General features: G+C 57.1%; 25 protein-coding genes. 9 read left to right on the forward strand and 16 right to left on the reverse strand.

From position 1 onward, the window contains the following. Positions 1-6: 6 nt before the first annotated feature. The 3 genes from ABIE02_RS19650 to ABIE02_RS19660 all read right to left on the reverse strand — a co-directional run bounded on the left by ABIE02_RS19650 (position 7) and on the right by ABIE02_RS19660 (position 3,465). Positions 7-978: a glycosyltransferase gene (locus ABIE02_RS19650; RefSeq protein ID WP_032615716.1), complete on the reverse strand. Its 972-nt coding sequence runs from the start codon at positions 976-978 to the stop codon at positions 7-9. Positions 979-986: 8 nt separating this feature from the next. Then, complete coding sequence (locus tag ABIE02_RS19655) at positions 987-1,970, reverse strand: glycosyltransferase (RefSeq protein WP_032615718.1); 984 nt, start codon at positions 1,968-1,970, stop codon at positions 987-989. A gap of 124 nt (positions 1,971-2,094) precedes the next feature. Beyond that, positions 2,095-3,465, reverse strand: a complete 1,371-nt coding sequence (locus ABIE02_RS19660; RefSeq protein WP_072250845.1) for an O-antigen ligase family protein — start codon at positions 3,463-3,465, stop codon at positions 2,095-2,097. A gap of 256 nt (positions 3,466-3,721) precedes the next feature. On the opposite strand from ABIE02_RS19660, the gene ABIE02_RS19665 reads away from it, so the two are divergent. After that, the gene (locus tag ABIE02_RS19665) at positions 3,722-4,825 is read left to right on the forward strand and encodes a glycosyltransferase family 4 protein (RefSeq protein ID WP_059309007.1); all 1,104 of its coding nucleotides are present in this window, start codon (positions 3,722-3,724) and stop codon (positions 4,823-4,825) included. On the opposite strand, the gene ABIE02_RS19670 is transcribed toward ABIE02_RS19665, so the two are convergent. From ABIE02_RS19670 to rfaD, 5 genes are read right to left on the reverse strand one after another with little or no spacing between them, the layout of a single operon-like run. Further along, positions 4,804-5,913, reverse strand: a complete 1,110-nt coding sequence (locus tag ABIE02_RS19670; protein ID WP_117386633.1) for a glycosyltransferase family 4 protein — start codon at positions 5,911-5,913, stop codon at positions 4,804-4,806. The genes ABIE02_RS19665 and ABIE02_RS19670 overlap by 22 nt on opposite strands. Next, complete coding sequence (gene rfaQ / locus ABIE02_RS19675; protein WP_032615721.1) at positions 5,910-7,013, reverse strand: putative lipopolysaccharide heptosyltransferase III; 1,104 nt, start codon at positions 7,011-7,013, stop codon at positions 5,910-5,912. Before rfaQ ends, ABIE02_RS19670 begins: the two co-directional genes overlap by 4 nt. Then, a complete protein-coding gene (gene rfaC / locus ABIE02_RS19680; RefSeq protein ID WP_429211421.1) occupies positions 7,006-7,992 on the reverse strand; it encodes a lipopolysaccharide heptosyltransferase RfaC in 987 nt (328 codons plus the stop codon). Before rfaC ends, rfaQ begins: the two co-directional genes overlap by 8 nt. Before the next feature lie 3 nt (positions 7,993-7,995). After that, positions 7,996-9,042, reverse strand: coding sequence for an ADP-heptose--LPS heptosyltransferase RfaF (gene rfaF, locus ABIE02_RS19685; protein WP_032615725.1), 1,047 nt, complete (start codon positions 9,040-9,042; stop codon positions 7,996-7,998). Positions 9,043-9,054: 12 nt separating this feature from the next. Next, entirely contained in the window at positions 9,055-9,987 is a 933-nt protein-coding gene (rfaD, locus tag ABIE02_RS19690) for an ADP-glyceromanno-heptose 6-epimerase (protein WP_032615727.1), read from the reverse strand. A 340-nt stretch (positions 9,988-10,327) separates the two neighbouring features. Here rfaD and kbl point away from each other — a divergent pair, with 340 nt between their 5' ends. The 3 genes from kbl (at position 10,328) to ABIE02_RS19705 (ending at position 13,498) form a co-directional block, all read left to right on the forward strand. Then, on the forward strand, positions 10,328-11,524 hold the full coding sequence (gene kbl / locus ABIE02_RS19695; RefSeq protein WP_032615729.1) for a glycine C-acetyltransferase: 1,197 nt from the start codon (positions 10,328-10,330) through the stop codon (positions 11,522-11,524). 9 nt (positions 11,525-11,533) lie between these two features. Continuing rightward, positions 11,534-12,559 (forward strand): L-threonine 3-dehydrogenase, encoded by a 1,026-nt coding sequence (tdh, locus tag ABIE02_RS19700; protein WP_032615731.1) that lies wholly within the window; start codon positions 11,534-11,536, stop codon positions 12,557-12,559. 138 nt (positions 12,560-12,697) lie between these two features. Then, entirely contained in the window at positions 12,698-13,498 is an 801-nt protein-coding gene (locus ABIE02_RS19705) for a glycosyltransferase family 2 protein (RefSeq protein ID WP_032615733.1), read from the forward strand. Between the two features lie 22 nt (positions 13,499-13,520). Here the strand turns inward: ABIE02_RS19705 and ABIE02_RS19710 are convergent, their stop codons facing one another. From ABIE02_RS19710 to gpmM, 3 genes are read right to left on the reverse strand one after another with little or no spacing between them, the layout of a single operon-like run. Further along, positions 13,521-14,465, reverse strand: coding sequence for a divergent polysaccharide deacetylase family protein (locus tag ABIE02_RS19710; RefSeq protein WP_280713644.1), 945 nt, complete (start codon positions 14,463-14,465; stop codon positions 13,521-13,523). 3 nt (positions 14,466-14,468) lie between these two features. Then, a complete protein-coding gene (gene envC / locus ABIE02_RS19715) occupies positions 14,469-15,728 on the reverse strand; it encodes a murein hydrolase activator EnvC (RefSeq protein ID WP_230431552.1) in 1,260 nt (419 codons plus the stop codon). Between the two features lie 33 nt (positions 15,729-15,761). After that, the gene (gene gpmM, locus ABIE02_RS19720; protein ID WP_059309000.1) at positions 15,762-17,309 is read right to left on the reverse strand and encodes a 2,3-bisphosphoglycerate-independent phosphoglycerate mutase; all 1,548 of its coding nucleotides are present in this window, start codon (positions 17,307-17,309) and stop codon (positions 15,762-15,764) included. A 248-nt stretch (positions 17,310-17,557) separates the two neighbouring features. Between gpmM and ABIE02_RS19725 the strand changes: the two genes are divergently transcribed. From ABIE02_RS19725 to cysE, 5 genes are all read left to right on the forward strand, one after another. Beyond that, the gene (locus tag ABIE02_RS19725; RefSeq protein WP_032615742.1) at positions 17,558-17,989 is read left to right on the forward strand and encodes a rhodanese-like domain-containing protein; all 432 of its coding nucleotides are present in this window, start codon (positions 17,558-17,560) and stop codon (positions 17,987-17,989) included. Between the two features lie 14 nt (positions 17,990-18,003). Next, the gene (gene grxC, locus ABIE02_RS19730; RefSeq protein WP_032615744.1) at positions 18,004-18,255 is read left to right on the forward strand and encodes a glutaredoxin 3; all 252 of its coding nucleotides are present in this window, start codon (positions 18,004-18,006) and stop codon (positions 18,253-18,255) included. A 32-nt stretch (positions 18,256-18,287) separates the two neighbouring features. Further along, entirely contained in the window at positions 18,288-18,755 is a 468-nt protein-coding gene (gene secB, locus ABIE02_RS19735) for a protein-export chaperone SecB (protein ID WP_032615746.1), read from the forward strand. After that, positions 18,755-19,774: an NAD(P)H-dependent glycerol-3-phosphate dehydrogenase gene (gene gpsA, locus ABIE02_RS19740; RefSeq protein ID WP_032615748.1), complete on the forward strand. Its 1,020-nt coding sequence runs from the start codon at positions 18,755-18,757 to the stop codon at positions 19,772-19,774. The genes secB and gpsA overlap by 1 nt, the downstream gene beginning before the upstream one ends. 79 nt (positions 19,775-19,853) lie before the next feature. Further along, positions 19,854-20,672: a serine O-acetyltransferase gene (gene cysE / locus ABIE02_RS19745; RefSeq protein WP_032615750.1), complete on the forward strand. Its 819-nt coding sequence runs from the start codon at positions 19,854-19,856 to the stop codon at positions 20,670-20,672. Between the two features lie 32 nt (positions 20,673-20,704). Here the strand turns inward: cysE and trmL are convergent, their stop codons facing one another. From trmL to ABIE02_RS19770, 5 genes are all read right to left on the reverse strand, one after another. Continuing rightward, complete coding sequence (trmL, locus tag ABIE02_RS19750) at positions 20,705-21,175, reverse strand: tRNA (uridine(34)/cytosine(34)/5-carboxymethylaminomethyluridine(34)-2'-O)-methyltransferase TrmL (protein ID WP_103793359.1); 471 nt, start codon at positions 21,173-21,175, stop codon at positions 20,705-20,707. 120 nt (positions 21,176-21,295) lie between these two features. Further along, positions 21,296-22,483 (reverse strand): FMN-dependent L-lactate dehydrogenase LldD, encoded by a 1,188-nt coding sequence (gene lldD, locus ABIE02_RS19755; RefSeq protein ID WP_059308999.1) that lies wholly within the window; start codon positions 22,481-22,483, stop codon positions 21,296-21,298. After that, entirely contained in the window at positions 22,480-23,253 is a 774-nt protein-coding gene (lldR, locus tag ABIE02_RS19760) for a transcriptional regulator LldR (protein ID WP_429211422.1), read from the reverse strand. The genes lldD and lldR overlap by 4 nt, the downstream gene beginning before the upstream one ends. Continuing rightward, a complete protein-coding gene (gene lldP, locus ABIE02_RS19765; RefSeq protein ID WP_336995102.1) occupies positions 23,250-24,905 on the reverse strand; it encodes an L-lactate permease in 1,656 nt (551 codons plus the stop codon). The genes lldR and lldP overlap by 4 nt, the downstream gene beginning before the upstream one ends. Positions 24,906-25,176: 271 nt before the next feature. Next, positions 25,177-25,539, reverse strand: a complete 363-nt coding sequence (locus ABIE02_RS19770) for a YibL family ribosome-associated protein (protein WP_032615759.1) — start codon at positions 25,537-25,539, stop codon at positions 25,177-25,179. Positions 25,540-25,551: the final 12 nt, after the last annotated feature.

Consider the following 25,551-nt stretch of genomic DNA (forward strand, 5'->3'; position numbering starts at 1 on the left):
GGTTACTTAAAACTTTTTAGTCAGCGGGCGAATGGCTTTACCGAAACCAAAGCGCAGTGCACGAACCAGGGTAGGGCGTTTATGCAGTCCTTTACGCCAAATATCCTCAAACAGGCTGAACCAGCGCGCGGCGACAGCTTCGCGGGAATAAACCTGCAGACGTTTATCACCCTGCTCGCGCATCTGACGATACAGGTCTGGATTGTTTTTAAGCCGCATGATGGCCTCAAAAGCCTCATCCGGCGTTTTGGCGATCAGGTAGTCGAACTCGCTTTCGCGGATCGCGCGGTACGATGGCTCGTCGTCGCAGATCATCACCGTTTTGCCCAGCCAATTGTTAATCAGCTTGCTGGCTGGTTTGCGCGCCAGCTTGTGGTCGTGCGATTTACGGAAACTGATACAGACGTCCACGTCCTGATAGTCAGTCCAGTTATCAAAGGAGATACGCAGGTCAATGCCTTGCTCGGCAAGACGCTGTTTAAAGGCCTCGCTGCGGAACGCCTCCGGGAAGCTGTCGACGCGGCCAAAAAAGGCCACGGTTTTGACGGTTTCATCAGTACGTTCACGCGGTTTCACCCCTGGCTGTGGCCAGTACGGAACAAAGATGCGGTTGCTGCGGTTATCGACTTCCGGGTTCTGATCCACAACCACGTCCGCGCCAATTACCGGTGGGCGGTCGGCACGTGCGACGACGGTCACCCCACGCCAGGGTTTGACGCGCGATCCAAAATCATCGTTATGCATCAGGTTGATGGCATCCGGGCGGCACTCCGATCCAAAGGAGCACTCAATGTCGTCACCGTAGTAGTGTTTCAGCGCCAGAGTGGTCTGGAAAGTCCAGCCGCCGCGACCGCCGCAGTAGAAACGCTCCGGGATGGTATCCGGGTTGACGCGGTTATCCAGCAGCGTCTGGAAGTCTGCATAGTTTTTGGCGATGAAATCAGCGCGGGAGACCGCATGTAATTTAAGTTTGCTCATAATGTTCGTTAGCCGATGATTTTTTTAAGGCGGAAGTAACGACGCCCCAGGCGCCAGCGCTGGCGTAAACCGCGCGCGTTTTGCCAGATCATCGACCAGATGCCGCGATCGAACAGTTCCTGGGTGATTTCGCGTTTTTTCGCGCTGTCTTCGATATTGTTAATGCTGTGCAGAATACCCAGTCCTTCTTTGGCAATTTGCCACTGACAGGCCGGGGCGCGCTTCACCTGTTCTGGATAGCGTTTATTAATGGCATCCAGCATTTCGAGGATTTTCATATAGTGGCGTGAAGAGCGCATCCGCGTATCGTCAGTGCCGGGCGTGTGGGAAACCGATGCAGAGTGAATCAGATAGTCATAATAGACTTCATCCACATATTGCACGCGTTTGGCCGTCAGCAGCACTTCCGTGGTCCAGGGAATATCCTGATGACGCAGCCCGTGTTCGAAGGTGAAACCCTGGGCTTTGATAAAGGCGTGGCGATAGATATTCAGCCAGGTGACGTGCAGGAATTTACGTGAGGCCAGTGCCATCTGCAGCCACTCCGGGCCGTCGAGCACGCCTGTAGACGCGAGCTTGTCGGACGGAAAAATCTTTTTCGACGGGCGGCCGTCGTCATAAATATAGGTGCCGTTGCAGGTGGCGACATCCAGCTGGCCTGCAAAGGCAATATCCAACAGACGCTGGTACATGCCTGGATAAATAACGTCATCGATATCGGGGAAGGCGACGTATTCGCCTGTTGCGAGGGCAAGGCCAGTATTACGTGCGGCCGATACGCCGCCATTAGGCTGATCGATTATCTGGAAATGGCTAAATTCACTGGCATAGCGGGCAATAATTTCAGCTGAGCGATCCGTTGAGCCGTCATTAACAATAATGAGTTCGAGGCTCGATAAATTCTGCTGTTTAATGCTGTCAAAAAAAGCGCTCAGGAATTTTTCGCCATTAAAAACGGCAACGATGAGGCTTAATTGAGGCGTTTCAGACATGCTTTCTCCGTAAAAATACGCAGCAATAAAAAGGGTATAACGAGGCCATTTGCTGGCAATTCGACAGCCGACAGGCTAAAGCGTTCCGCGCCAGGGTGATTATTCCCCTGGCGCGTCAGAGTGATCAGGACGTTTGCTTTTCGGTGTTTGCAGGGCGCAGCGCGCACATGCCAACCAGCAGGCCGGTCAGTAACATATACTGCTCCAGATAGTGATCTTTGAGGTTGTGATCGACCATGGTCCGGCAGAAGAAGCCGATGGTAAAGAGCAGCAGGAACATCCCCACCATCATTTTGCCACGACGGAATTCTCGCCAGCCGATATACCAGCAGCCCACCAGCAGAATCAGCCAGCCTGCAATGCCAATAACACCGTTCTGAATGCCAAATTCAATCAGGCCATAGTGGCTATGGGGAATGTTGATACGGTTATCCTGGGTATCCCGGCGCAGCACATAGCGGAATGCCTCTTTTTTGGCCCCTACGCCTGCCGGATGCTCGGCAATCAGGTTCCACCCCTGATGGAAGAAGCTGGCCCGGCAGCCGTTGGAGTGGTTCATGGCGACACCCTGGCTGTTAACCGGTACCGTTCCGTCTGTTTTGTTGTAACAAAAGCTGGTGAAGGGGGCGTTCCAGCCAGCAATGGCATCACTTTCCAGGTTTTGCCAGCGTGGATCGGTTTTCCATGAGGCGTAACCGAGCAGCGCAGAAGCTACAACAATCCCGACGAGGATCCCCCCGGTGACGATCACCCGGCTGCGACGCATGCTGTGCAGGCTCAGCAGGATAAAGGTCGAGAACAGGCTGCCAACCAGGCCGATAGTGCCCCAGCGGGTATCCACCAGCGCGGTACACAACAGGTTACTTATTAGCATTAATGCCAGAACCGGGGTTTTCAGGCGCAGGAAGCGTTGATGCAGCAGACCACGTGCCAGCAGCTCGGCCATCAGGAAGCCGGTGATCATATTGACCTGGAAGCTCATGCGGGTGCGGTTATAGACAATCCGCGTTTCGCCCCAGTGAATATAACCGTCGCGCCAGTAGAGCCAGAGTGAATCCAGTAAATGTACGCAGACCACGCCCCAGAAGAAGAGGATCACCAGCGTAAAGAAGCGGGCGGCAGACATCGAGGGGTAAGTTCTCTGAATCGCCGGTAATAATACCAGGCCAGCGCAGAACAATAATACCGGGCGTAGCCACTGGCCACTCCAGGCAGAAACCATTTCTTTTATGTCGGGGGCGACAAAAAAACCATTAATCACAATAAAGAAAGTTAACGCCCATATCACAATAAGAACGAACTTAATTTTGCTTAAATCCAGCCGTTGTCTGGTTGTTACTCCATTAAAAAACAGGCCAAGTGCCACGGCGACAATGGGATAAATCAACCCATTGCGGTGAAAAGGTAGCTGATCGTTGGGAATAGGCCAGATAAAACATAAAGCCAGTACAGCAAGGACTAACAGACCTGTCAAAATGTTACGAGTATTTGTCATATATTTTGGGCTGGTTAAGGATTTTTCGGTTCTTGACCGGCTGGTTAACAACGCTGTGAGCGATCTCCACGGTTTTTCCGTGGGAAATAAAAAGCCAGAGAAAACTATCACAAATACCTGACCTACAGAAGGACAATGTTTGTAAGCAAGAATAATCCGTTAGGCGCTTTCCGGCACCAGGCTTTATGTATTACCCAGGCCGTAAAGGTTATAATTTGCTGCTATGGCAAGTCCTTGCACAATAAACAGGAAAAGTATGCATATTGTTCACACTGAAGCAGACGGTGGTAAGGGCGGACAGCCATTACGCATCATTAATGAGTCCTTAGGGATGATTCAGCGCGGCCATCAGGTGACCATACTTTGCCCGGAGAGTGCACCGCTACACGGCCTGGCACGTGATGCCGGGTTAACGGTGGTGACGATGCCACTTCGGCGTAAGAACTTGCAAAATCTCCAGCTGCTGCGCCACTGGCTGAAAGAAAACCGTCGATCTATTGATGTCATCAATAGTCATAATTCCGCCGATACCTGGCTGGTGGCGCTGGCTAATCTCACCCTATCAGATCCGGTTCCGCTGGTGCGTACCCGCCATGCCTCCGGTGTGCCGCGCAATAACTGGACCACCCGCTGGCTGTTTCGCAAAGCCTGTGCCCATATCGTGACCACCGGGGAAGCACTGCGCCAACAGATGGCAGATATTGGTGTGCCGATGGCCCAGAGCACGTCTGTGCCGAGCGGCGTGGATACACAGCGTTTTCACCCGGCGGATAAACAGGCTGCCCGTGAACACTGCGGCCTGACGCAGGAGGATTTCTGGCTGGGCGTGGTGTCGCACCTGCGGCCTAATAAAGGTCATAGCGTGCTGCTGCGCGCGCTGGCCGCCATTGATCATCCGCACATCAGGCTGGCGATTGTCGGTGAAGGGCCGCATAAAGCGGCGCTGGAGCAGGAAATTATTGACCTGGGATTGCAGCAGCGGGTGGTCATGGCAGGCCATCGCAGCGATCCAGAACGCTGGTTCCCGGCCTTTGATGTCGCACTCAGCCCCTCGCATGATATGGAAGGCGTTCCGCAGGGGGTGTTGCAGTCACTGGCTTCGCGGATCGCCACCATCGCCACCGACGCGGGCGGCACGGCAGATGCGGTGATTAACGGCCAGACCGGGATCCTGATTGCGCAGCGCGACGAAACGGCGCTGCGCGAAGCCATTGTGCAGTTATACGAAAATGCCGCGCTGCGGGAAAAGCTGGCGCAGCAGGGGTACGATTACCTGTGCAGCCATTTCACTCGCGAATGCATGCTGGAGGCGATGGAAAAAGTCTTTGCCACTGCGGCTCAGCGCAGCAGGTCGCGATAGAGCGCCTGCAGCTCTTTTGCCATCCGCTCCAGGGTGTAAGGCTCAGCAGTGGCGCGTGCCGCTGCTGAATAATCGACACCCTGTTCACGGCCCTGAAGCCAGTGGCCTATCACCTGCTGATACCCGTCGCTGTCGAGCGCGTCGCGCACCCAGCCGTTAACACCCTCTTTAATCCACTCCGCCGCGCCGCAGCCATGGCTGGTAAGCAGCGGCAGGCCACAGGCCAGCGCTTCGACACAGACATTCGGGAAGGGATCGTAAAGTGTCGGCAGGATCAGCGCATCAGCGGTGCCGTACACCTGGCGCACATCAGCAACCGGCCCCAGAAAACGCACCCGTGATGCCACCCCGAGGGTCTCGGCCAGCTTTTCGAATTTGCGCGCATGCTTATCACGCCCGGCAATCAACAGCCAGACATCAGGGTGAGGGACCAGCGCGCGCAGCGCCGTTGCCACCCCTTTACGGCTGAACCCGGAACCGACATAGGCCAGCACCGGTGCCGTCGGCGGGATCCCCAACGCATCACGTTGGGAAAGCGTGCGCACCTCAGGACTGAAATGAGCGGTATCCACACCGTTGTAGATCACCGTCAGTTTGTCATCCGGCAGGCTAAAACGGCGGGCGATATCATCCCGCACCATTTTCGAATTGCAGATCACCTTGCGCAGCGCAGGATGGGTAAACATCTGCGCTTCCGCCTGCAAAATATAACGGTGGTAGCGGCTCAGGGACTGCGCCCAGCGCGCCAGCGGCGACTGGATGCGGTTGTACTGCTCAAGCCAGGTGGCGTGTACGCCGTCTCCGGCGCGGAAAATTGTTGCCCCGGGAATACGCTCATGACTCTGCACGATATCGAACTGCGCAAACTGCGCCGCCGCGGCCCCGGCAAAACCCGATTCGCGATCGAGGCGGTTGCGGAAAGCGGGATTAACCGTCAGGGTTTTCCAGCCAGCGGCGTCTTCCCACTGACGGGCGATCAGCGTCACGTCCAGGTCTGTATCCTGCGCCAGCACGTTCAGCGCGCGGGAGACAAAACGCTCCGCGCCGCCGTTGGGATTATAGGTCTGTCGAACGATAGCCAGCTTCATGCCGGGTTTTCCAACAGCAGGGTGTCGATGGCGCTCAGCACCATTTGCGGGGTGATCGCCGTAATGCAGTCGGAGACGCCGCTGTCGCCGCAGCCCGCTTTACCGCAAGGCTGGCAGGTAAATCCGGCGGTGATGACGCGGTAGTTCACCCCCCACGGCGCCCACTTGATCGCCCCGGTCGGACCGAAGATGGCGACGGTCGGCGTTCCCACCGCGCTGGCGAGGTGCATCGGCATCGAATCGACGCCAAAGTAGACCCGCGCGTGCTTCATCAGCGCGCCCAGCTCTTTCAGGTTTAACTGGCCGCTTAAATCGAACACCGGCTGGGTGAGCGCAGCACGCAGCGCATCCATATAGGCGGTCTCTTCTTTTGACGGCGCGGCAGAGAGGATAATCGGCAGGCCGCGGGCCGCCAGGTTATCAATGGTTGCCGCCAGCTTATTAATATCCCAGGCCTTAAACATCCAGCGCGACGTCGGGTGCACCAGAATGTAGGAGTGGCTCGCCAGCCCAAAGCCAGCCAGTTTCTCTGCAATCGACGCTTCCGCCGCGTCGCCAGGCACAAACAGAGTATGTTTATCGGCGTCGGTCTGCGGATGAATGCCGATCCGCCGCAGCGCATCGAGATTCACTTCCACCATATGGCGGCTGTTATCCTGGATCGCTGGATAGAGGGTGGTGAAGGATTTCACCCAGCGGCGGCGCGCCAGCCCACTGCGTTTATCGGGCTTAAAGCCGACGGAAACGCGCGGTTTCAGGCGTCGCGCCAGACGCGCGCCATGCCAGTGTTCGGTGAGATTGATCAGCACGTCATACTGACGCGCCTTCAGGGTATTCAGTAGTGCACGGTACAGGCGGAACTGCGCGAACCAGCCTTTTTTGCGCCAGTTGCGGCCAATGGTGTGCACCTGATCGATAAACGGATGGCTGGTGAGCATCGCCTGGGTGTCGTCATACACCAGGGCATCCACTTCGACATTAGGGTAGTTTTTTTTCAACACCGTAAAGACCGGCGAGGTCAGCAGGACGTCACCGTGATGACGCAGCTTAACGATCAGCACGCGCTTCGGTGGGCGTTCCGCTGAGAAAAAATCAGACATAGGCTCTCTCTGCTGCCAGCAAAGGCTCTAATTGCGCAAAGACCGCAGCGGCGGAAAGGTCGCTCAGCTGCGATGAATGTTCCGGGCGGCAGATATATTGATTTTTGCCATAGCCGCCAATCAGGCCCGGATCCGTCGGGCCGTAAAGCGTAATATTAGGACGATCAAGCGCCGCCGTCAGGTGGCTGAGGCCGGTATCCACCGACACCACCGCCGTGGCGCCAGCCAGCTCTTGTGCCACGCCGTCCAGCTTCATGCGCGGCAGAACGTCCACGTAATCAAAATCTTCAGCCAGACGCTTCGCCCGCGCTTCTTCATGCGGGGCACCCCACGGCAACCTGATGCGCAGGCCAGTACCGCTCAGCAGGCCGATAAGATCGCGCCAGTGGGCTTCCGGCCAGTGTTTGTCATCACGGGTGGTAGCGTGCAGGAAGATGAGATAAGGCGTGCCCGCCTGCTCCTCACCGTGCAGGAAATGCCGGGAAATGGCGTAATCGCCCTGCATTTGCGGCTTCGCATAGCCCAGGCTTTTGGCGAACAGTTCCCGGGTGCGTTCCACCGCGTGCTGCTGCTTCGCAATCGAGTGGCGGCAATTGTAGAAAAGGCTCGCCAGCGGCTCGCGGGCGCTGTGCCAGTCCATACCGTGCTTCACGCCATGCGCCAGCCGGGTGACGAGTGCCGCGCTTTTGACCAGCCCCTGAGCATCGATAATCGCATCGTAATGCCGGGCCTGAACCGCGTCGCGAAAGGCCTGACGTTCGGCCTTAATTGGCGCGGAGAACCAGGCTTTACGCCAGCGTCGGATCGCCACCGGGATCACCCGGTCTACGGCTTCATGCCAGCCTGGGATCTGCGCGAAGCCTTCTTCCACTACCCAGTCAAAACGAATGCCCGGGATAGCCTGCATAGCATCGGTGAGCGAGGGCAACGTATGCAGCACGTCGCCCATAGAGGAGGTTTTAACGATCAATACCCGCATCCGTTATCCTTCTTCGCTCAACAGCAGCTCGTTAAGCTCGTCCAGGACACGCTGCGGGGTAATGTCGATCAGGCTCTGGTGATAGCCTTCGGCGGCGTCGCCCTTGCGCACTTTGTGGTAGCCGGTGATGAGGCGGATCACGCGCGCTTTATGCGACAGCGGCGGGGTAAAGTCCGGGCTGCTTGGGCCGTACAGCGCCACCAGCGGGCGGTTCAGTGCTGCGGCAACGTGCATCAGGCCGGAGTCGTTGGTGACCACGGCTTTACAGGCGGCAAGCAGGATGACGGCCTGCTCCAGCTGGGTTTCCCCTGCCAGATTACGGCACCAGGCCTGCTGCTCAATGCTCAGCGCGGCGAGGATTTCATTACCCGCCTCATGATCTTTCGCCGAGCCGAACAACACAATCTGATAGCCTTCGTCGATTAACTGCTTCGCCAGCTCGGCATAGTGATAGTGCGGCCAGCGCTTCGCCGGGCCAAATTCCGCGCCAGGGCAGAAGCCAATCAGAGGACGATCGGCCAGCAGGCCAAAGGCGTTGCAGGTATGGGATTTTTCACCCTCGTTGACCTGGAGCTGCGGCCACAGCAGCGGCTGGGGCAGGTCTTTCGCACTGCGCATCACGCCTTTGTCGTAGGCCAGCGCCACATAGCGCTCCACCATCAGCGGCCAGGCCTCTTTATCCAGTATCCGCGCGTCGTTCAGCAGGCCGTAGCGCATCTCGCCACGCCAGCCGGTGCGGTGCGGCACGCCGGCAAAGAAGGGCACTAACGCCGATTTAAAGGAATTCGGCAGGACATACGCGCGGTCATAGCGTTTTTCACGCAGGTTATGGCCGAGCTTGCGGCGCTCTGCGAGTTCCAGCGCCCCATGGCCGAGCGGCATTGGGATCGCCTCGTTCACTTCCGGCATCCGCGATAACAGCGGACGGCACCACGCGGGTGCCATCACGTCGATTATCGCCTGGGGATAGCGCGCCTTGAGCGTGCGATAGAGACTTTGCGACATCATCATGTCGCCCACCCAGGACGGGCCAATCACCAGTATTCTCATCGGTTACTTGCCTTACGCGTCGCGGTTCAGCCAGGCCATATATTCCGTTACGCCTTCGGCAACGGTTTTGAATGGCTTGTCATAGCCAGCGGCGCGCAGGTTGGTCAGATCCGCCTGAGTGAACGCCTGGTAACGGCCTTTCAGCTTATCCGGGAACGGGATGTACTCAAGGCTGCCTTTCTTGTGGTACGCCAGTGCCGCATCCGCCACCGCCTGGAAGGATTCCGCGCGGCCCGTGCCCAGGTTGAAAATACCGGAAACACCGTTTTCCCAGAACCACAGGTTTACCGCCGCCACATCGCCCACGTAAACGAAGTCACGCTTGAAGCCATCGCTGCCTTCGAACAGTTTCGGACTTTCGCCATTATTGAGCTGAGTGTTGAGGTGGAATGCTACGCTCGCCATGCTGCCTTTATGGCCTTCGCGCGGTCCGTAGACGTTGAAGTAGCGGAAGCCGACGATCTGCGAGTTCGCTTCTGGCAGCACCTGGCGCACGTATTCGTCGAACAGGAACTTGGAGTAGCCGTAGACGTTCAGCGGCTGCTCATATTCGCGAGATTCAATAAAGTCAGAGGTACGGCCGCCGTATGTTGCCGCAGAAGAGGCATACAGGAACGGAATTTCACGCTCCAGGCAATAGTGCAGGATCTCTTTGGAGTACTGATAGTTGTTATCCATCATGTACTTGCCATCCCACTCGGTGGTGGAAGAGCATGCGCCTTCATGGAAGATGGCCTCGATCTCACCGAACTCTTCACCCGCCATAATCTGGATAAGGAAATCTTCTTTATCCATGTAGTCGGCAATGTTCAGATCCACCAGGTTAACGAACTTGGTGCCGTCTTTCAGGTTGTCCACCACCAGGATGTCGGTGATGCCTTTGTCATTGAGGGCCTTAATAATATTGCTGCCGATAAAGCCCGCGCCGCCGGTAACGATGATCATAGCTGTAACCTTTGAAGTGTGGAGTCCGGGGACAATCCCGGACACTAATAGTCATATCATATCATTAGTATGACGCCCCATCAGCCATTCACAGACATACACTTCATCCTTCAGGCTGCCAGGCGTTGCCTGAGCTTAGAAGGCCCGGTCGCCTGGTTCGCTATGCTCCCGGGCATTTCTTCCCTTGCCGCCCTGATGCATCCTGAATGATTTTGTGTACATGTAACAAATGCGTCACGTGATTTATGCTGCAAAAACGATAACTCTTAATGCGTCATCTCGTATCGAGGTATAGCTTTGGGTAATATGTGCCGAAATTTGCCGAGTCTGGAGAATTGCAATGCGTGGTGATTTTTACAAACAGTTAAACAGTGACCTGGAAACCGCGCGTGCGGAAGGGTTGTTCAAAGAAGAGCGAATCATTACTTCCGCTCAGCAGGCAGATATCACCGTTGCCGACGGCAGCCATGTGATTAACTTCTGCGCCAACAACTATTTAGGTCTTGCGAATCACCCTGAGCTGATCGCTGCCGCGAAGGCGGGCATGGACACCCACGGTTTTGGCATGGCCTCCGTGCGCTTCATCTGCGGCACCCAGGACAGCCACAAGGCGCTGGAGAGCAAACTGGCTGCGTTCCTCGGCATGGAAGATGCGATTCTGTACTCTTCCTGCTTCGACGCCAACGGCGGTCTGTTTGAGACCCTGCTCGGCGCGGAAGATGCCATTATTTCCGATGCCCTGAACCATGCGTCGATCATCGACGGCGTGCGTCTGTGTAAAGCGAAGCGTTTCCGCTACGCCAACAACGATATGGTTGAGCTGGAAGCGCGCCTGAAAGAGGCCCGCGAGGCGGGTGCGCGTCATGTGCTGATCGCCACTGACGGCGTGTTCTCCATGGACGGCGTGATCGCCAACCTGAAAGGCGTCTGCGACCTGGCGGATAAATACGATGCGCTGGTGATGGTCGATGACTCGCACGCGGTCGGGTTTGTTGGCGAAAACGGCCGTGGCTCCCACGAATACTGCGACGTAATGGGCCGCGTGGACATCATCACCGGCACGCTGGGTAAAGCGCTCGGCGGCGCGTCCGGCGGCTACACCGCTGCGCGTAAAGAGGTGGTGGAGTGGCTGCGTCAGCGTTCCCGCCCGTATCTGTTCTCCAACTCGCTGGCTCCGGCCATCGTTTCCGCCTCCATCAAAGTGCTGGAGATGGTGGAGTCCGGTGCCGAACTGCGTGACCGTCTGTGGGCCAACGCCCGTCTGTTCCGCGAAAAAATGACCGCTGCGGGCTTTACTCTGGCTGGTGCCGATCACGCCATTATCCCGGTCATGCTGGGTGATGCGGTGGTGGCGCAGAACTTTGCCCGCGAGCTGCAAAAAGAAGGGATTTACGTCACCGGTTTCTTCTTCCCGGTGGTGCCAAAAGGTCAGGCGCGTATTCGCACCCAGATGTCGGCGGCGCATTCCCCTGAACAAATTGAGCGTGCGGTGGAAGCCTTTACCCGCATCGGCAAACAACTGGGCGTGATTGCCTGAGGACGAGTGATGAAAGCGTTATCCAAACTGAAAGCGGAAGAAGGCATCTGGATGACCGACGTACCGGAGCCGGAAGTCGGTCATAACGATCTGCTGATCAAAATTCGTAAGACCGCTATCTGCGGTACTGACGTGCATATCTACAACTGGGACCAGTGGTCGCAGAAGACCATTCCGGTACCTATGGTCGTCGGTCACGAATATGTCGGCGAAGTGGTGGGCATCGGCCAGGAAGTGAAAGGCTTTAAGATTGGCGATCGCGTTTCCGGCGAAGGCCATATCACCTGCGGCCACTGCCGTAACTGCCGCGGTGGTCGTACCCACCTGTGCCGCAACACCGTTGGCGTAGGCGTCAACCGCCCGGGCAGCTTTGCGGAATACCTGGTGATCCCGGCGTTTAACGCCTTCAAAATCCCGGACAATATCTCCGACGATCTGGCTTCCATCTTCGACCCGTTCGGTAACGCGGTACACACGGCGCTGTCGTTCGATCTGGTGGGTGAGGACGTGCTGGTCTCTGGCGCAGGCCCAATCGGCATCATGGCGGCAGCGGTAGCGAAGCACGTGGGCGCCCGCAATGTGGTGATCACCGATGTAAACGAATACCGTCTGTCGCTGGCGCGCAAGATGGGCGTTACCCGTGCGGTGGATGTGTCGAAAGAGAACCTCCAGGACGTGATGGAAGAGCTGGGCATGACCGAAGGCTTTGACGTGGGTCTGGAGATGTCCGGCGCGCCGCCAGCGTTCCGCACCATGCTCGATACCATGAACCACGGTGGCCGTATCGCGATGCTGGGTATTCCGCCGTCAGATATGTCCATCGACTGGAACAAAGTCATCTTCAAGGGTCTGTTCATCAAAGGTATTTATGGCCGCGAGATGTTCGAAACCTGGTACAAGATGGCAGCCCTGATCCAGTCTGGTCTGGATCTCTCTCCGCTCATTACCCATCGCTTCTCCATCGATGAGTTCCAGCAGGGCTTTGACGCGATGCGTTCAGGCCAGTCCGGGAAAGTTATCCTGAGCTGGGATTAAACGAAAAGCGCCTGCGGGCGCTTTTTTTCGTTGGCCTCACGTTTTTCGGTCCACAACCGGATAATTCACAGCTTTTCATCGCTTTTTTTAGCCTGCGCTTATACAGTCTGAGGAAGTTTACTCAACTTTACAGCGCCTATGTTCAAGCTCACCGTTTGTTTATTGACCTGTAACTCAGCACGGCTACTGCGCGAAGTCCTGCCTCCGTTGATAGTGGTTGCCGATGAAATCATCGTCCTCGACTCGGGCAGCCACGACGCCACCTTAGCGATTTGCCAGGAATATGGCATCACTCCTCATCATCAGCCCTATACCATGCATGGCGTGCAGATGAACCACGCCATCGATCTGGCGAGCAATGACTGGGTGCTCTGCATGGACAGCGATGAGATCCTCGATGCTGAAACCGTTGATTTTATCCTGCGCCTGAAGGCGGGTGACGAACCAGCTCCGGATCAGGCATGGCGGATCGCCCGCTACTGGCATGTGTTGGGGGAAGAGATTCGGACGATTTATCCTGTCTCCTCGCCCGATTTCCCGGTACGGCTCTTTAACCGTACCCAGGCGCGGTTTAACCAGCGTCCGGTGGATGACAAAGTGGAAGGAGCGATCCAGTCGGTTAAAATCCCGGGTCGGGTGCGTCATGACACCTTTTATTCACTGCACGAGGTCTTCAACAAGCTGAACAGCTACACCAGCCGTCTGGTGAAGTACCAGCCTGTACGCCCGTCACTTTCGCGCGGCGTGATTAGCGCCATCGGCGCATTCTTCAAGTGGTATCTGTTCAGCGGCGCGTGGCGCCAGGGGCGAGTGGGAGTGGTAACCGGCCTCTATGCCACCTCTTACAGCTTTCTGAAATACTTCAAAGCCTGGTATCAGCACCACGATCAAAAAGAGTCTGCGGGCAAAAAACACGCAGACTCTCACGTTATTGAGTAAAGGACCCGCCTCACGGCGGGTATCAGCTCTTCTTACCCCAACCCTGCCACTGCAACTGGACGTATTTCACCAGCGTACTCTGACTGATGCTCTCCCCAAGCACCGAGAAGTAGCGGCTCATATAGACCGGCTCTGGCGGATGCTTAGGCGCACAAAGCGTTACGCCCCGGAAAGGATTACGTGGTTTTGTGCCAGGCGCAGTACCCGCTGGTGGCGAGCTGACCGGGCGGGACGTATCCACCTGCGGTTCATTGAGCAGGCTGCTCGCCGGCACCAGGGTGATATCCGCAGGCAGCGTGGGCAGCATCTGCTGTAGCACGCGAACGGTGGACGGATGCGGGTGACCAATGGCAATGGCCGAGCCTGAACGGCGGGCCACCTGCACGGCGCGGTTGAACTGGACGCGGATATCGGCCTCGTTTTGCGTGTCATCGAGGAAGACTTTGCGCTTAATCACCTTCACGCCAGTGCCCTGCGCGGCGCGCATCGCCTGGCTGTTGCCGATGGTCATGCTGTCGAGGAAGTAGAGGTTGTAGCGCGCCAGGGACTGCATCACCTTCTGCATACCAAACAGGCTGGAGGTCATGGCGCTGCCCATATGGTTATTCAGCCCTACCGCGTAAGGGACTTTGGCGTAAGCCTCGCGGATGATGCGCTCGATCTCGTCGCTGTTCATCTCCGGGCGGAGGGTGTCTTTTTCCAGCGGCTGTTTACTGAGCGGTGCCATTGGCAGGTGGATCAGCACTTCATGCCCGCTGTTGTGGGCTTTGGTGGCCATCTCATGGGCGTGCGGCGCGTTCGGCAACACGGCGACGGAGATGGCGGATGGCATTGCCAGCACCTGGTTTTCTGTGTGTGGACGATAACCGAAGTCATCAATGACGATAGCGAGTTTACCTGCGTAAACCGGCATCGCCAGCGCCAGTGCGCTGACGAAGGGGAGAACCATACGACGAAATTGAAGCAAAACTTATCTTCCCAACCACGGCTGTGGATTGACCGCCTGACCCTGGCGACGAATTTCGAAATAGAGTGACGGGCGGCCTTGACCGCCACTGCTGCCCACAAGGGCGATAGCCTGACCGGCGCGTACCTGGGTGCCCACGCTGACTAAAGCGCTCTGGTTATAGCCGTAAAGACTCATGTCGCCTTTACCATGCTCAACCACCACCACCAGACCGTAGCCCTGCAGCCAGTCAGCGAGGATCACCCGGCCATCGGCAATAGCTTTGACTTCGCTACCTTCCGATGCACCGATAACAATCCCTTTCCAACGTAGCTCACCCTGCAGTTGTTCGCCATAGCGATGCAGAATTGAGCCCCGTACCGGCCAGTAAGCCTGACCGCGCGGCGAACCAAGGCCGCCGGTGCGCGACATCAGCGAACGTTCATTTTCTGTTGGCTTGTAGGTGGTGCCTTTGCGGGAAGCTTCCTGCTGCTTGTCGCGAACGGCCTGCGCTTCACGGGCCTCTTTCTCGGCGCGAGCTTTGGCGGCCGCCGCCGCACGGGCGATGCTGTTACGCAGTTTCGATTCGTTGGCGCGCATTTCCCCCAGCTGCGCCTGTCCCTCCTGAATGGAGGATTCCAGCCCCGCGAGGGTCTTCTTACGCTCGTTGCGCGCCTGCTCCAGCTTAGCCTGCTGCGCCTGCTGATCGTAAAGCAAGGTCTGCTGCTGGCTCTGCTTCTCTTCCAGCTCCGCTTTTTGCGTGGTGACCTCTTCCCGCGTCTGCTTCAGTTGGGCGATGGTCTCCTGGCGGGACTGGTTAAGGTAGCCGAAATAGGCCTGCAGACGTTGACCGCGCTGGCTCTCTTCGCCGCTGAGGATCAGCTGGATGCCGGTGTGTTCACCCTGGCGAAAGGCGGCATCCAGTTGTGCGGCAAGGTTGCGCTCCTGAGCTGCGCGCTGGCGCTCAAGTTTGGCGATAGACGCATTCATTTCGTCTATCTGCTTATTCAACTGGGCGAGGGTGTTCTGGGTTTCGCGCAGCTGACGTGCCGCTGCGGAGATCGCCTCTTCCTGCTTTTTGAGTTGCGCGAGCAGGGAGGAGCGTTGCTGCTGCTGCTGACGTACCGCCCGCTCTTTAGCGGCGATATCGGCCTGAATGGTTTTAAGCTGGTCGCGCTCGTCCGCCTGGGCGGATGCCGCGCACAACAATACGCCAGCGCTGAGCACGCTGGCGTAAAGTAAAGGCCTGACTGATAACCGTAACGGCTTCACGACCCATGTGATTGAAACAATCGCCTTTCCCCTCATGGGGAAGGATTATTCCACGATGAACAGCGGCTTGCCAGTCATCTCTTGCGGGATTTCCATGCCCATCAGGGTCAGCATGGTTGGGGCGATGTCCGAAAGCTTACCGCCATCAACGGATTTCACCGCTTTATCACCAACATAAATCAGTGGTACCGGCAGGTTGGTATGCGCAGTGTGCGCCTGGCCGGTAGCGGGATCGCGCATCTGTTCGGCGTTGCCGTGGTCTGCGGTGATCAGCATCTGGCCGCCTGCGGCGACTACGGCGTTGGTCACCTGCTCAATGCATGCATCCAGCGCTTCAATCGCTTTGATCGCGGCTTCCATCACCCCGGTATGGCCAACCATGTCGCCGTTCGGGTAGTTACAGATGATGGTGTCGTATTTGCCGCTTTCGATGGCTGCAATCAGCTTCTCGGTCAGCTCGGCAGAACTCATCTCTGGCTGCAGGTCGTAAGTGGCGACTTTCGGGGAGTTGATCAGAATGCGGTCTTCGCCTTTGAACGACTCTTCCACGCCCCCGTTAAAGAAGAAAGTTACGTGGGCGTATTTTTCGGTTTCAGAGATGCGCAGCTGAGTCTTGTCATGTTTCGCCATCCACTCGCCGAAGGTATTCGCCAGAGAAGATGGCGGATAGGCGCATGGCGCTTTGATGTCGGCAGCATATTCGGTCAGCATCACGAAATCGCCCAGCTTAACCTCTTTTTTACGGGCGAAGCCGTCGAAGTCAGCATTGACGAAGGCGCGGGTGATTTCGCGAGCGCGGTCGGCACGGAAGTTCATGAAGATCAGCGCGTCGCCATCTTCCATTGCGGCATCGGCCTGGCCTTCGGCGCGGATCACCGTTGCTTTGACGAATTCGTCGTTTTCATCGCGGGCGTAAGCGGCTTCCAGCGCAGCAACCGCGGTGTTGGCCTGGAACTCGCCTTTGGCTTCTACCAGCAGATTGTAGGCCTGCTCTACGCGATCCCAACGGTTGTCGCGGTCCATGGCGTAGTAGCGGCCAATGATAGAGGCCACGCGGCCTTTGCCAAGGGCGGCAAACTTGTCTTCAAAGGCTTTAAGGGAGGATTCAGCGCTGCGCGGCGGGGTGTCACGACCATCAAGGAAGGCGTGCAGGTAGATTTTGTCCGCCCCTTTTTCTGCGGCCAGCTCGACCATCGCCATAATGTGGTCTTCGTGGCTGTGGACACCACCGGCAGAGAGCAGACCCATAATGTGTACCGCTTTGCCTGCGGCGGCGGCTTTCTCAACCGCGCCGGTCAGCACCGGGTTTGCAAAGAAGGTGCGTTCTTTAATTTCAACATCCAGACGGGTCAGATCCTGGTAGACAATGCGTCCGGCACCCAGGTTGACGTGTCCAACTTCGGAGTTGCCCATCTGACGATCGGGCAGACCCACTTCCAGGCCGGACGCATCAATCAATGTATGAGGACGTTGTGCCCACAGTGCATCCATGACCGGGGTTTTAGCGTTGAAAATGGCGTTATCCTGCTGATCTTCGCGATAGCCATAGCCATCCAGAATCACCAGTACCATAGGTTTTTTAGAAACCGACATTGCGACAACCTCTTTGCTCAAAAGACAAAAAATTTGCGTAATTTTACTACAGCTGAATCGATCAAATAGCCGCAGAAGATCAAAGAAATCACCGGGGGAAGCGTAAGGAGAGGGCAATTTTGGTCTTTTTTTTCGTGGCAGCACGCAGAAAATGGATTAGCTTATTGTCGCTGGCTGTATTTGCCACAACGCACAGGTATACTCCTGTCCTGGTTTTTTATTCACTCAGTCGGGAGTCGTTACCCCCCATGCAAGAAATTATGCAATTTGTCAGCCGCCACCCCATACTTTGTATCGCGTGGATTGGTCTACTGGCAGCCGTACTTTTCACCACGTTCAAAGGCCTCACCTCAAAAGTGAAGGTGATTACCCGCGGCGAAGCCACTCGTCTTATCAATAAAGAAGATGCTGTGGTAGTCGATCTGCGTCAGCGTGATGATTTCCGCAAAGGCCATATTGCAAGCGCAATTAACCTGCTGCCAGCCGACATCAAAGCCAATAACCTTGGCGAACTGGAAAAGCATAAAGACAAACCCATTATTGTCGTTGACGGTACCGGGATGCAGGCAAACGAGCCAGCAAATACCCTCGTCAAAGCAGGCTTTGCAAACGTCACTGTCCTGAAAGACGGCATCTCTGGCTGGAGCGGTGAAAACCTGCCTCTGGTTCGTGGTAAGTAAACAGGAGTCTGAACATGGCCAATATCGAGATCTATACCAAAGCGACCTGCCCGTTCTGCCATCGCGCGAAAGCGCTGCTGGACAGCAAAGGCGTTGCCTTCCAGGAACTGCCTATTGATGGCGACGCTGCGAAACGCGAAGAGATGATTAAACGTAGTGGCCGGACGACAGTTCCGCAGATTTTTATCGATGCGCAGCACATTGGCGGCTGTGATGACTTGTATGCGCTTGACGCGCGTGGTGGACTTGATCCCCTGCTGCGCTAAGGCGTTTTAGGACAATTAAAAAGGGTATTTCCATGTCAGAACAAAACAACACCGAGATGACTTTCCAGATCCAGCGCATTTACACCAAAGACGTCTCCTACGAAGCACCAAATGCGCCACATGTTTTCCAGAAAGACTGGCAGCCAGAGGTTAAACTTGATCTGGATACTGCTTCCACCCAACTGGCGGAAGATGTGTATGAAGTCGTACTGCGTGTTACCGTAACCGCTTCTCTGGGCGAAGAGACTGCATTCCTGTGCGAAGTACAGCAGGGCGGCATCTTCTCCATCGGCGGCATCGAAGGTAATCAGATGGCGCATTGCCTGGGTGCATACTGCCCGAACATCCTGTTCCCGTATGCCCGCGAATGCATCACCAGCCTGGTTTCCCGTGGTACGTTCCCGCAACTGAACCTTGCGCCGGTGAACTTCGATGCGCTGTTCATGAACTATCTGCAGCAGCAAGCTGGCGAAGGTACTGAACAACATCAGGATGCCTGATGAGTACTGTCAATGCGTCAATGACTGTGATCGGTGCCGGCTCTTACGGCACCGCTCTTGCTATTACCCTGGCAAGAAATGGTCACGAAGTGGTTCTCTGGGGCCACAATCCTGAACATATCGCGACGTTAGAAGCCGATCGCTGCAACGTTGCGTTCCTCCCCGATGTGCCTTTCCCTGACTCACTGCATCTTGAAAGCGACCTGGCGACAGCGCTGGCTGCGAGCCGCAATATTCTGATCGTTGTACCGAGCCACGTGTTTGGTCAGGTGCTGCGACAGATTAAACCGCTGATGCGTGATGATGCCCGCGTGGTCTGGGCGACCAAAGGGCTGGAAGCCGAGACCGGCCGACTGCTGCAGGATGTCGCCCGCGAAGCGCTGGGTGATGCTATCCCACTGGCGGTGATCTCCGGCCCGACCTTTGCGAAGGAACTGGCGGCAGGGCTGCCGACGGCGATCTCGCTGGCCTCAACCGATGAGACGTTTGCTGAGGATCTGCAGCAGCTCCTGCACTGCGGTAAAAGCTTCCGCGTCTACAGCAACCCCGATTTTATCGGCGTTCAGCTGGGTGGTGCAGTGAAGAACGTTATCGCGATCGGCGCGGGCATGTCCGACGGTATCGGCTTCGGCGCGAACGCGCGTACGGCGCTGATCACCCGTGGTCTGACCGAAATGTCCCGTCTGGGCGCAGCGCTGGGTGCCGATCCCGCCACCTTTATGGGGATGGCAGGATTAGGCGATCTGGTGCTGACCTGTACCGACAACCAGTCTCGTAACCGTCGCTTTGGCATGATGCTCGGACAGGGCATGGATGTCATCGGCGCGCAGGAGAAGATCGGTCAGGTGGTGGAAGGCTATCGCAATACCAAAGAAGTCCGCGAGTTGGCACACCGCTTTGGCGTCGAAATGCCAATAACCGAGGAAATTTATCAGGTATTGTATTGCGGAAAAAATGCGCGCGAGGCAGCATTGACCTTATTAGGTCGTGCACGCAAGGACGAGCGTAGCAGCAGTTAACCGCAGGAAAGCATTATCACCTGAATGACCCGGCTGGCGAAGAACTGGCCGGTCATTATCATTACGTCTGGAGCAAGCAATGCCGTGTGAAGAACTGGATATCGTCTGGAACAATATTAAAGCCGAAGCCCGTGCTTTGGCCGACTGTGAGCCGATGCTCGCCAGTTTTTACCATGCAACGCTACTCAAGCACGAAAACCTCGGCAGCGCGCTGAGCTATATGCTTGCCAACAAACTGGCATCACCGATCATGCCCGCTATCGCCATCCGCGAAGTGGTGGAAGAGGCCTATGCGGCCGACCCGGAGATGATCGCCTCAGCTGCCTGTGATATCCAGGCAGTACGCAATCGCGACCCGGCGGTGGATAAATACTCCACGCCGCTGCTCTATCTGAAAGGTTTCCACGCCCTGCAGTCCTACCGTATCGGCCACTGGCTGTGGAACGAGGGCCGTCGCGCGCTGGCGATTTTCCTGCAAAATCAGGTCTCGGTGAGCTTCCAGGTGGATATCCACCCGGCGGCGAAGATTGGCCGCGGGATCATGCTCGACCATGCCACCGGCATTGTGGTGGGTGAAACGGCGGTTATTGAAAACGACGTCTCGATCCTGCAATCCGTGACGCTGGGCGGGACCGGCAAAACCAGCGGCGATCGCCACCCGAAAATCCGTGAAGGGGTGATGATTGGCGCGGGGGCGAAGATCCTCGGCAATATTGAAGTCGGACGCGGCGCGAAAATTGGCGCCGGTTCAGTGGTGTTGCAACCTGTACCACCGCATACCACCGCCGCAGGCGTTCCGGCGCGTATCGTTGGCAGGCCGGACAGCGATAAACCAGCGATGGATATGGATCAGTTCTTCAACGGTCACCACACCTTTGAGTATGGCGACGGGATCTGAGTAAATGCCCGGGGGCGCTACGCTTACCGGGCCTACCTGAGTATTGCTCCGGCGTACCCCAGCTGGCGCCAGGCTTCATAGACCACTACCGACACCGCATTTGACAGGTTCATGCTGCGGCTGTCCGGCATCATCGGAATACGGATTTTTTGTTCAGCAGGCAGGGCATCAAGAATGGTGGCCGGCAGGCCGCGCGTTTCCGGGCCAAACAGCAGATAGTCCCCCTCCTGATAGCTCACCGCGCTGTGCGCAGGCGTACCTTTGGTGGTGAGGGCAAAGATCCGTTCCGGGTTTTCCGTTTGCATGAATGCGGCCAGATCCTGATGGCGAACCACGGCGGTGAATTCGTGATAATCCAGCCCTGCACGGCGCAGGCGCTTGTCGTCCCACGTAAAGCCCATCGGCTCGATGATATGCAGACGGAATCCGGTATTGGCGCACAGGCGAATGATGTTGCCGGTATTAGGTGGAATTTCTGGTTCGAATAGAACGATATTAAGCATGCTGCCCCCTTGAATAGCGGGGGCAGAATAGCAGAATTTTTCACTCACCCTAACCCTCTGCCAAAGAGAAAGTACCCTCTCCCTTGAGAGAGGGGCTGGGATGAGGAGATCAGACCGTACCTACGCCGCGTTCCCCTGCGCCAGCGGTGCCAGCCCGGCAGGGATCTGACTCAACTCCTGCACCAGCATCTCTTTGCTGATGTCACGGATAGACTTCGCCCCGGTCAGGGTCATGGCCACCTTCATCTCCTTCTCGATCAGGTTAAGCAGATTCGCCACACCTGCCTGGCCGTGCGTCGCCAGCGCGTAGAGATAGGCTCGTCCCAGCAGGACGGTGTCGGCGCCGAGGGCAATCATGCGCACCACGTCCAGACCGTTGCGGATCCCGGAGTCCGCCAGAATCGCGATATCGCCTTTAACCGCATCGGCAATGGCGGGCAGGGCGCGGGCAGACGAGAGCACGCCGTCCAGCTGGCGGCCGCCGTGGTTCGACACCACGATACCGTCGGCACCAAAGCGCACCGCATCGCGGGCATCTTCTGGATCGAGGATCCCTTTGATCACCATCGGGCCATCCCAGAACTCCCGGATCCACTCCAGGTCTTTCCACGAGATGGATGGATCAAAGTTATTCGCCAGCCAGCCAATGTAATCTTCCAGCCCTGTCGGTTTGCCCAGATAGGTGGAGATATTGCCCAGATCGTGCGGACGCCCGTTCACACCCACATCCCACGCCCACTGCGGATGGGTCACTGCCTGCCAGTAACGACGCAACGCTGCGTTCGCACCGCTCATCCCGGAGTGCGCATCGCGATAGCGCGCGCCGGGGGTGGGCATATCAACGGTAAACACCAGGGTGGAACAGCCCGCCGCTTTCGCCCGCTCCAGGGCATTACGCATAAAGCCGCGATCGCGCAGAACGTAGAGCTGGAACCACATTGGACGCTTAATGGTCGGGGCCACCTCTTCAATCGGGCAGACCGAGACGGTGGAGAGGGTAAAAGGAATGCCTTTGGCGTCGGCGGCCGCTGCGGCCTGCACTTCACCCCGGCGGGCGTACATGCCGCACAGGCCGACGGGGGCAAGGGCTACCGGCATAGAGAGCGTTTCGTTGAACAGCGTCGTCTCAAGGCTCAGGTCAGACATATTCTTCAGGACGCGCTGGCGCAGGGCCACCTGCGACAGGTCTTCCACGTTGCGGCGCAGGGTATATTCAGAGTAGGCCCCGCCATCAATATAGTGGAACAGGAACGGGGGCAGGATGCGCTGCGCGGCGGCGCGATAGTCACTGGCTGCAGAAATGATCATGCTTTGTTCTCCCTGGAAATATCGTTGTCGCCAGGCAGACGGGTAATACGCGCCTGTCGGGCCTGATCTTCATCGAATCGTTTAATGGTGGTATGCACGAAGCCCAGATGCGCCATCATCGCCTGACGGGCAGCTTCGGCATCGCCAGCAAGAATGGCGTCGAGAACAGCCTGATGCTGCTCAGTCAGCCGGGCAAATACCGGCGGCACCTGGTACATCCGCTGGCGGCTCTGCTTAACAGAGGTTTGCAGCAGATCGAAAAACCCGCGCATGGTCTGGAGCAGCACCACGTTGTGCGAGGCTTCAGCAATCGCCAGATGAAAACGCACATCGGCCTGCGAGGCGATATCGGGATCGCTGCTGTGGGTCGCCTCGAAGCAGGCTTTTAACTTCTCTTTATCCGCTGGTGTGGCGCGCATGGCGGCATGCCAGGCGGTACTGGTCTCAATGGCATGACGCGCTTCGAGAATATCGAAGCTGTAGTCAGGGTCGTTTTCCATCAGCGTTTTCAACGGCTGGACAATCGCCTGTTCTGACCACTCCTCATGCTGCCAGCGCACAAAGGTCCCGCCGCCGCGACGGCTCAGCAGTACCCCTTCACTGACCAGCGTCGCCAGGGCTTCGCGCAGCGAGTTGCGCGACACGCCAAGCTGGGCGGCAAGCTGGCGCTCGGCGGGCAACTTCATGCCCGCCTCCAGCTGTTGTTCTTCAATCAGCGCCCGCACGCGAGAAGCAATCTCGCCGGACAGGCGTCTGGGCATCACTATCATGGGATCATCCAGGTTAAGACGTAAGCCTGCAACGTGGTGATCACCCCCACCATGCAGGTAAATATCAGGCTGTGTTTAACGGTAAAGCGGAACAGATCCGACTCTTTGCCCACCAGGCCTACCGCCGCACAGGCAATGGCGATGGACTGCGGCGAGATCATCTTGCCGGTCACGCCACCGGTGGTGTTAGCGGCGACCAGCAGCACGTCCGAGACGCCAATCTGCTGCGCGGCTGTCGCCTGCAGGGCCGCAAACAGGGCGTTAGACGAGGTATCTGACCCGGTCAGGAACACCCCCAGCCAGCCGAGGAACGGCGAGAAGAAGGTGAACGCGGAGCCGGTATGCGCCAGGGCCAGGGCCAGCGTTGACGACAGGCCGGAGTAGTTGGAGATAAACGCAAAGGCCAGCACCATACCGATGGAGTAAATCGGCAGCGCCAGCTCTTTCAGCGTACTGGCAAACGTCTGCACCGCGGCGGCAGGCTTCATGCGCAGCCACACAATGGAAAGGATAGCGGCAAACAGGATGGCCGTGCCGGTTGCGGAGAACCAGTCGAATTTAAACACTGCTGCATACGGCGTGGCGTCATGCACCACGGGTGGCATACGGGCGACCATTTTATCGAGGAACGGCACCGAAATATTAACCACCATGTCGTACAGCGCACCGTTCGGGGCAAACAGGGCTTTAAAGGGCGGTACGCTCCACAGGGTTACCGTGGCGGTCAGGAACAGGAACGGTGACCAGGCACGTATAATCTGTCCTGGGGTGTAGCGGGTGCGGGCCAGCGTCATATCGACCTGCGAGGCACCCATATCGGCAAAGCGGAAGATCCGCACCGGCCGCCACCGTTTGAGGAACAGCGTCAGGCAGACCAAAGAGACCAGCGAAGAGATAATGTCCGGCAGTTCCGGGCCGAGGAAGTTGGAACTCAGATACTGGGCGATAGCGAAAGAGCCGCCCGCCACCATCACTGCAGGCCAGGTTTCCTTCACGCCGCGCCAGCCGTCCATTATCGCCATGATCCAGAACAGCACGATAATGGTCAGGAACGGCAACTGACGGCCCACCATCTGGCCAATCTCAAAGCTGTCCAGGCCGGTCACCTGTCCGGCAACCAGAATCGGAATGCCCATCGCGCCAAAGGCCACCGGCGCGGTGTTGACGATCAGACACAGACCGGCGGCATACAGGGGGTTAAAGCCCAGCCCGACCAGCAGCGCGGCGGTGATTGCCACCGGGGCGCCAAATCCGGCCGCCCCTTCCAGGAAGGCCCCGAAAGAGAAGCCGACGATGAGCATCTGCAGGCGCTGGTCAGGGGTAATCGACAGTATCGATGAGCGAATGATGTCGAACTGCCCGGTTTTCACCGAGATTTTATAGACGAAGACCGCGGCGATGATGATCCACGCAATCGGCCACAGGCCGTAGAAGAAGCCATAGATGACAGACGCCAGCGCGCGATCCACCGGCATTTTGTAGAAGAACAGCGCCACCATCAGGGCGATGGCAACGGTGTACGTCGCGGCAAGGTATCCCTTCAGCTTGAGCTTAATCAGCGCAAAGAAGAAGAACAGGATAGGTAGCGAGGCGATCAGGCTTGATAGCCAGATATTTCCTGCCGGATCGTAGTTTTGTTGCCAGAGGCTCATTGCAGGTCTCCCGAGGACCACACCTACTGCGATGCGGTGAGTCTGTGCTCATCTCGGCGTCACAATATGTGTAAAAGTGGTCCTGCCAATAGTGTGATGTAGGGTTAATGACAACAAATGGTTAACCAAATGTTATTGGTCGGCAATGTGTTTGTGAGCAAAGATTATGGAAATGTGAACCAAGGGAGGGTTGGTTGCGGAATTGGTTGGGCCAATTTTGAAGGGGAGTAGAGCGGTAAGCCGGGTCAGCGTAGCGCCACCCGGCTAAAAATCAGAACTCAGTCTTGCTGAAGCCCGTCATCTCTTTCAGGCCCATTTCACGGCCCAGCTCGGTCATTGGGTGGACGACGATCAGGCCGCGCACGCTTTTCTTCAGCTTGCCCATGTCGGCCTGCTCTTTCTTGGTAATAGCGCGGCGGAAAGGCAGTTTAGAGAGCTTCTGGGCTTCTTTACTCAGCTTCTGCTCTTTCACGCCACGCAGGCGTTCGATTTCCGTTTCCAGCGTCGCTTTCTCTTTTTCCAGCTCGGCGTATTTCTCGGCGGCATCAACCAGGGAGAGGCTGGCCTGCTGGTGGCGGATCAGATCCAGGCGGTCGCTCAGGCGCTTAATTTCATTCTTTTCGACTTCTTTCATCACAAATAGCTC

The sequence above is a fragment of the Leclercia sp. 1548 genome, assembly GCF_050435045.1.
GTDB lineage: Bacteria > Pseudomonadota > Gammaproteobacteria > Enterobacterales > Enterobacteriaceae > Enterobacter > Enterobacter adecarboxylatus.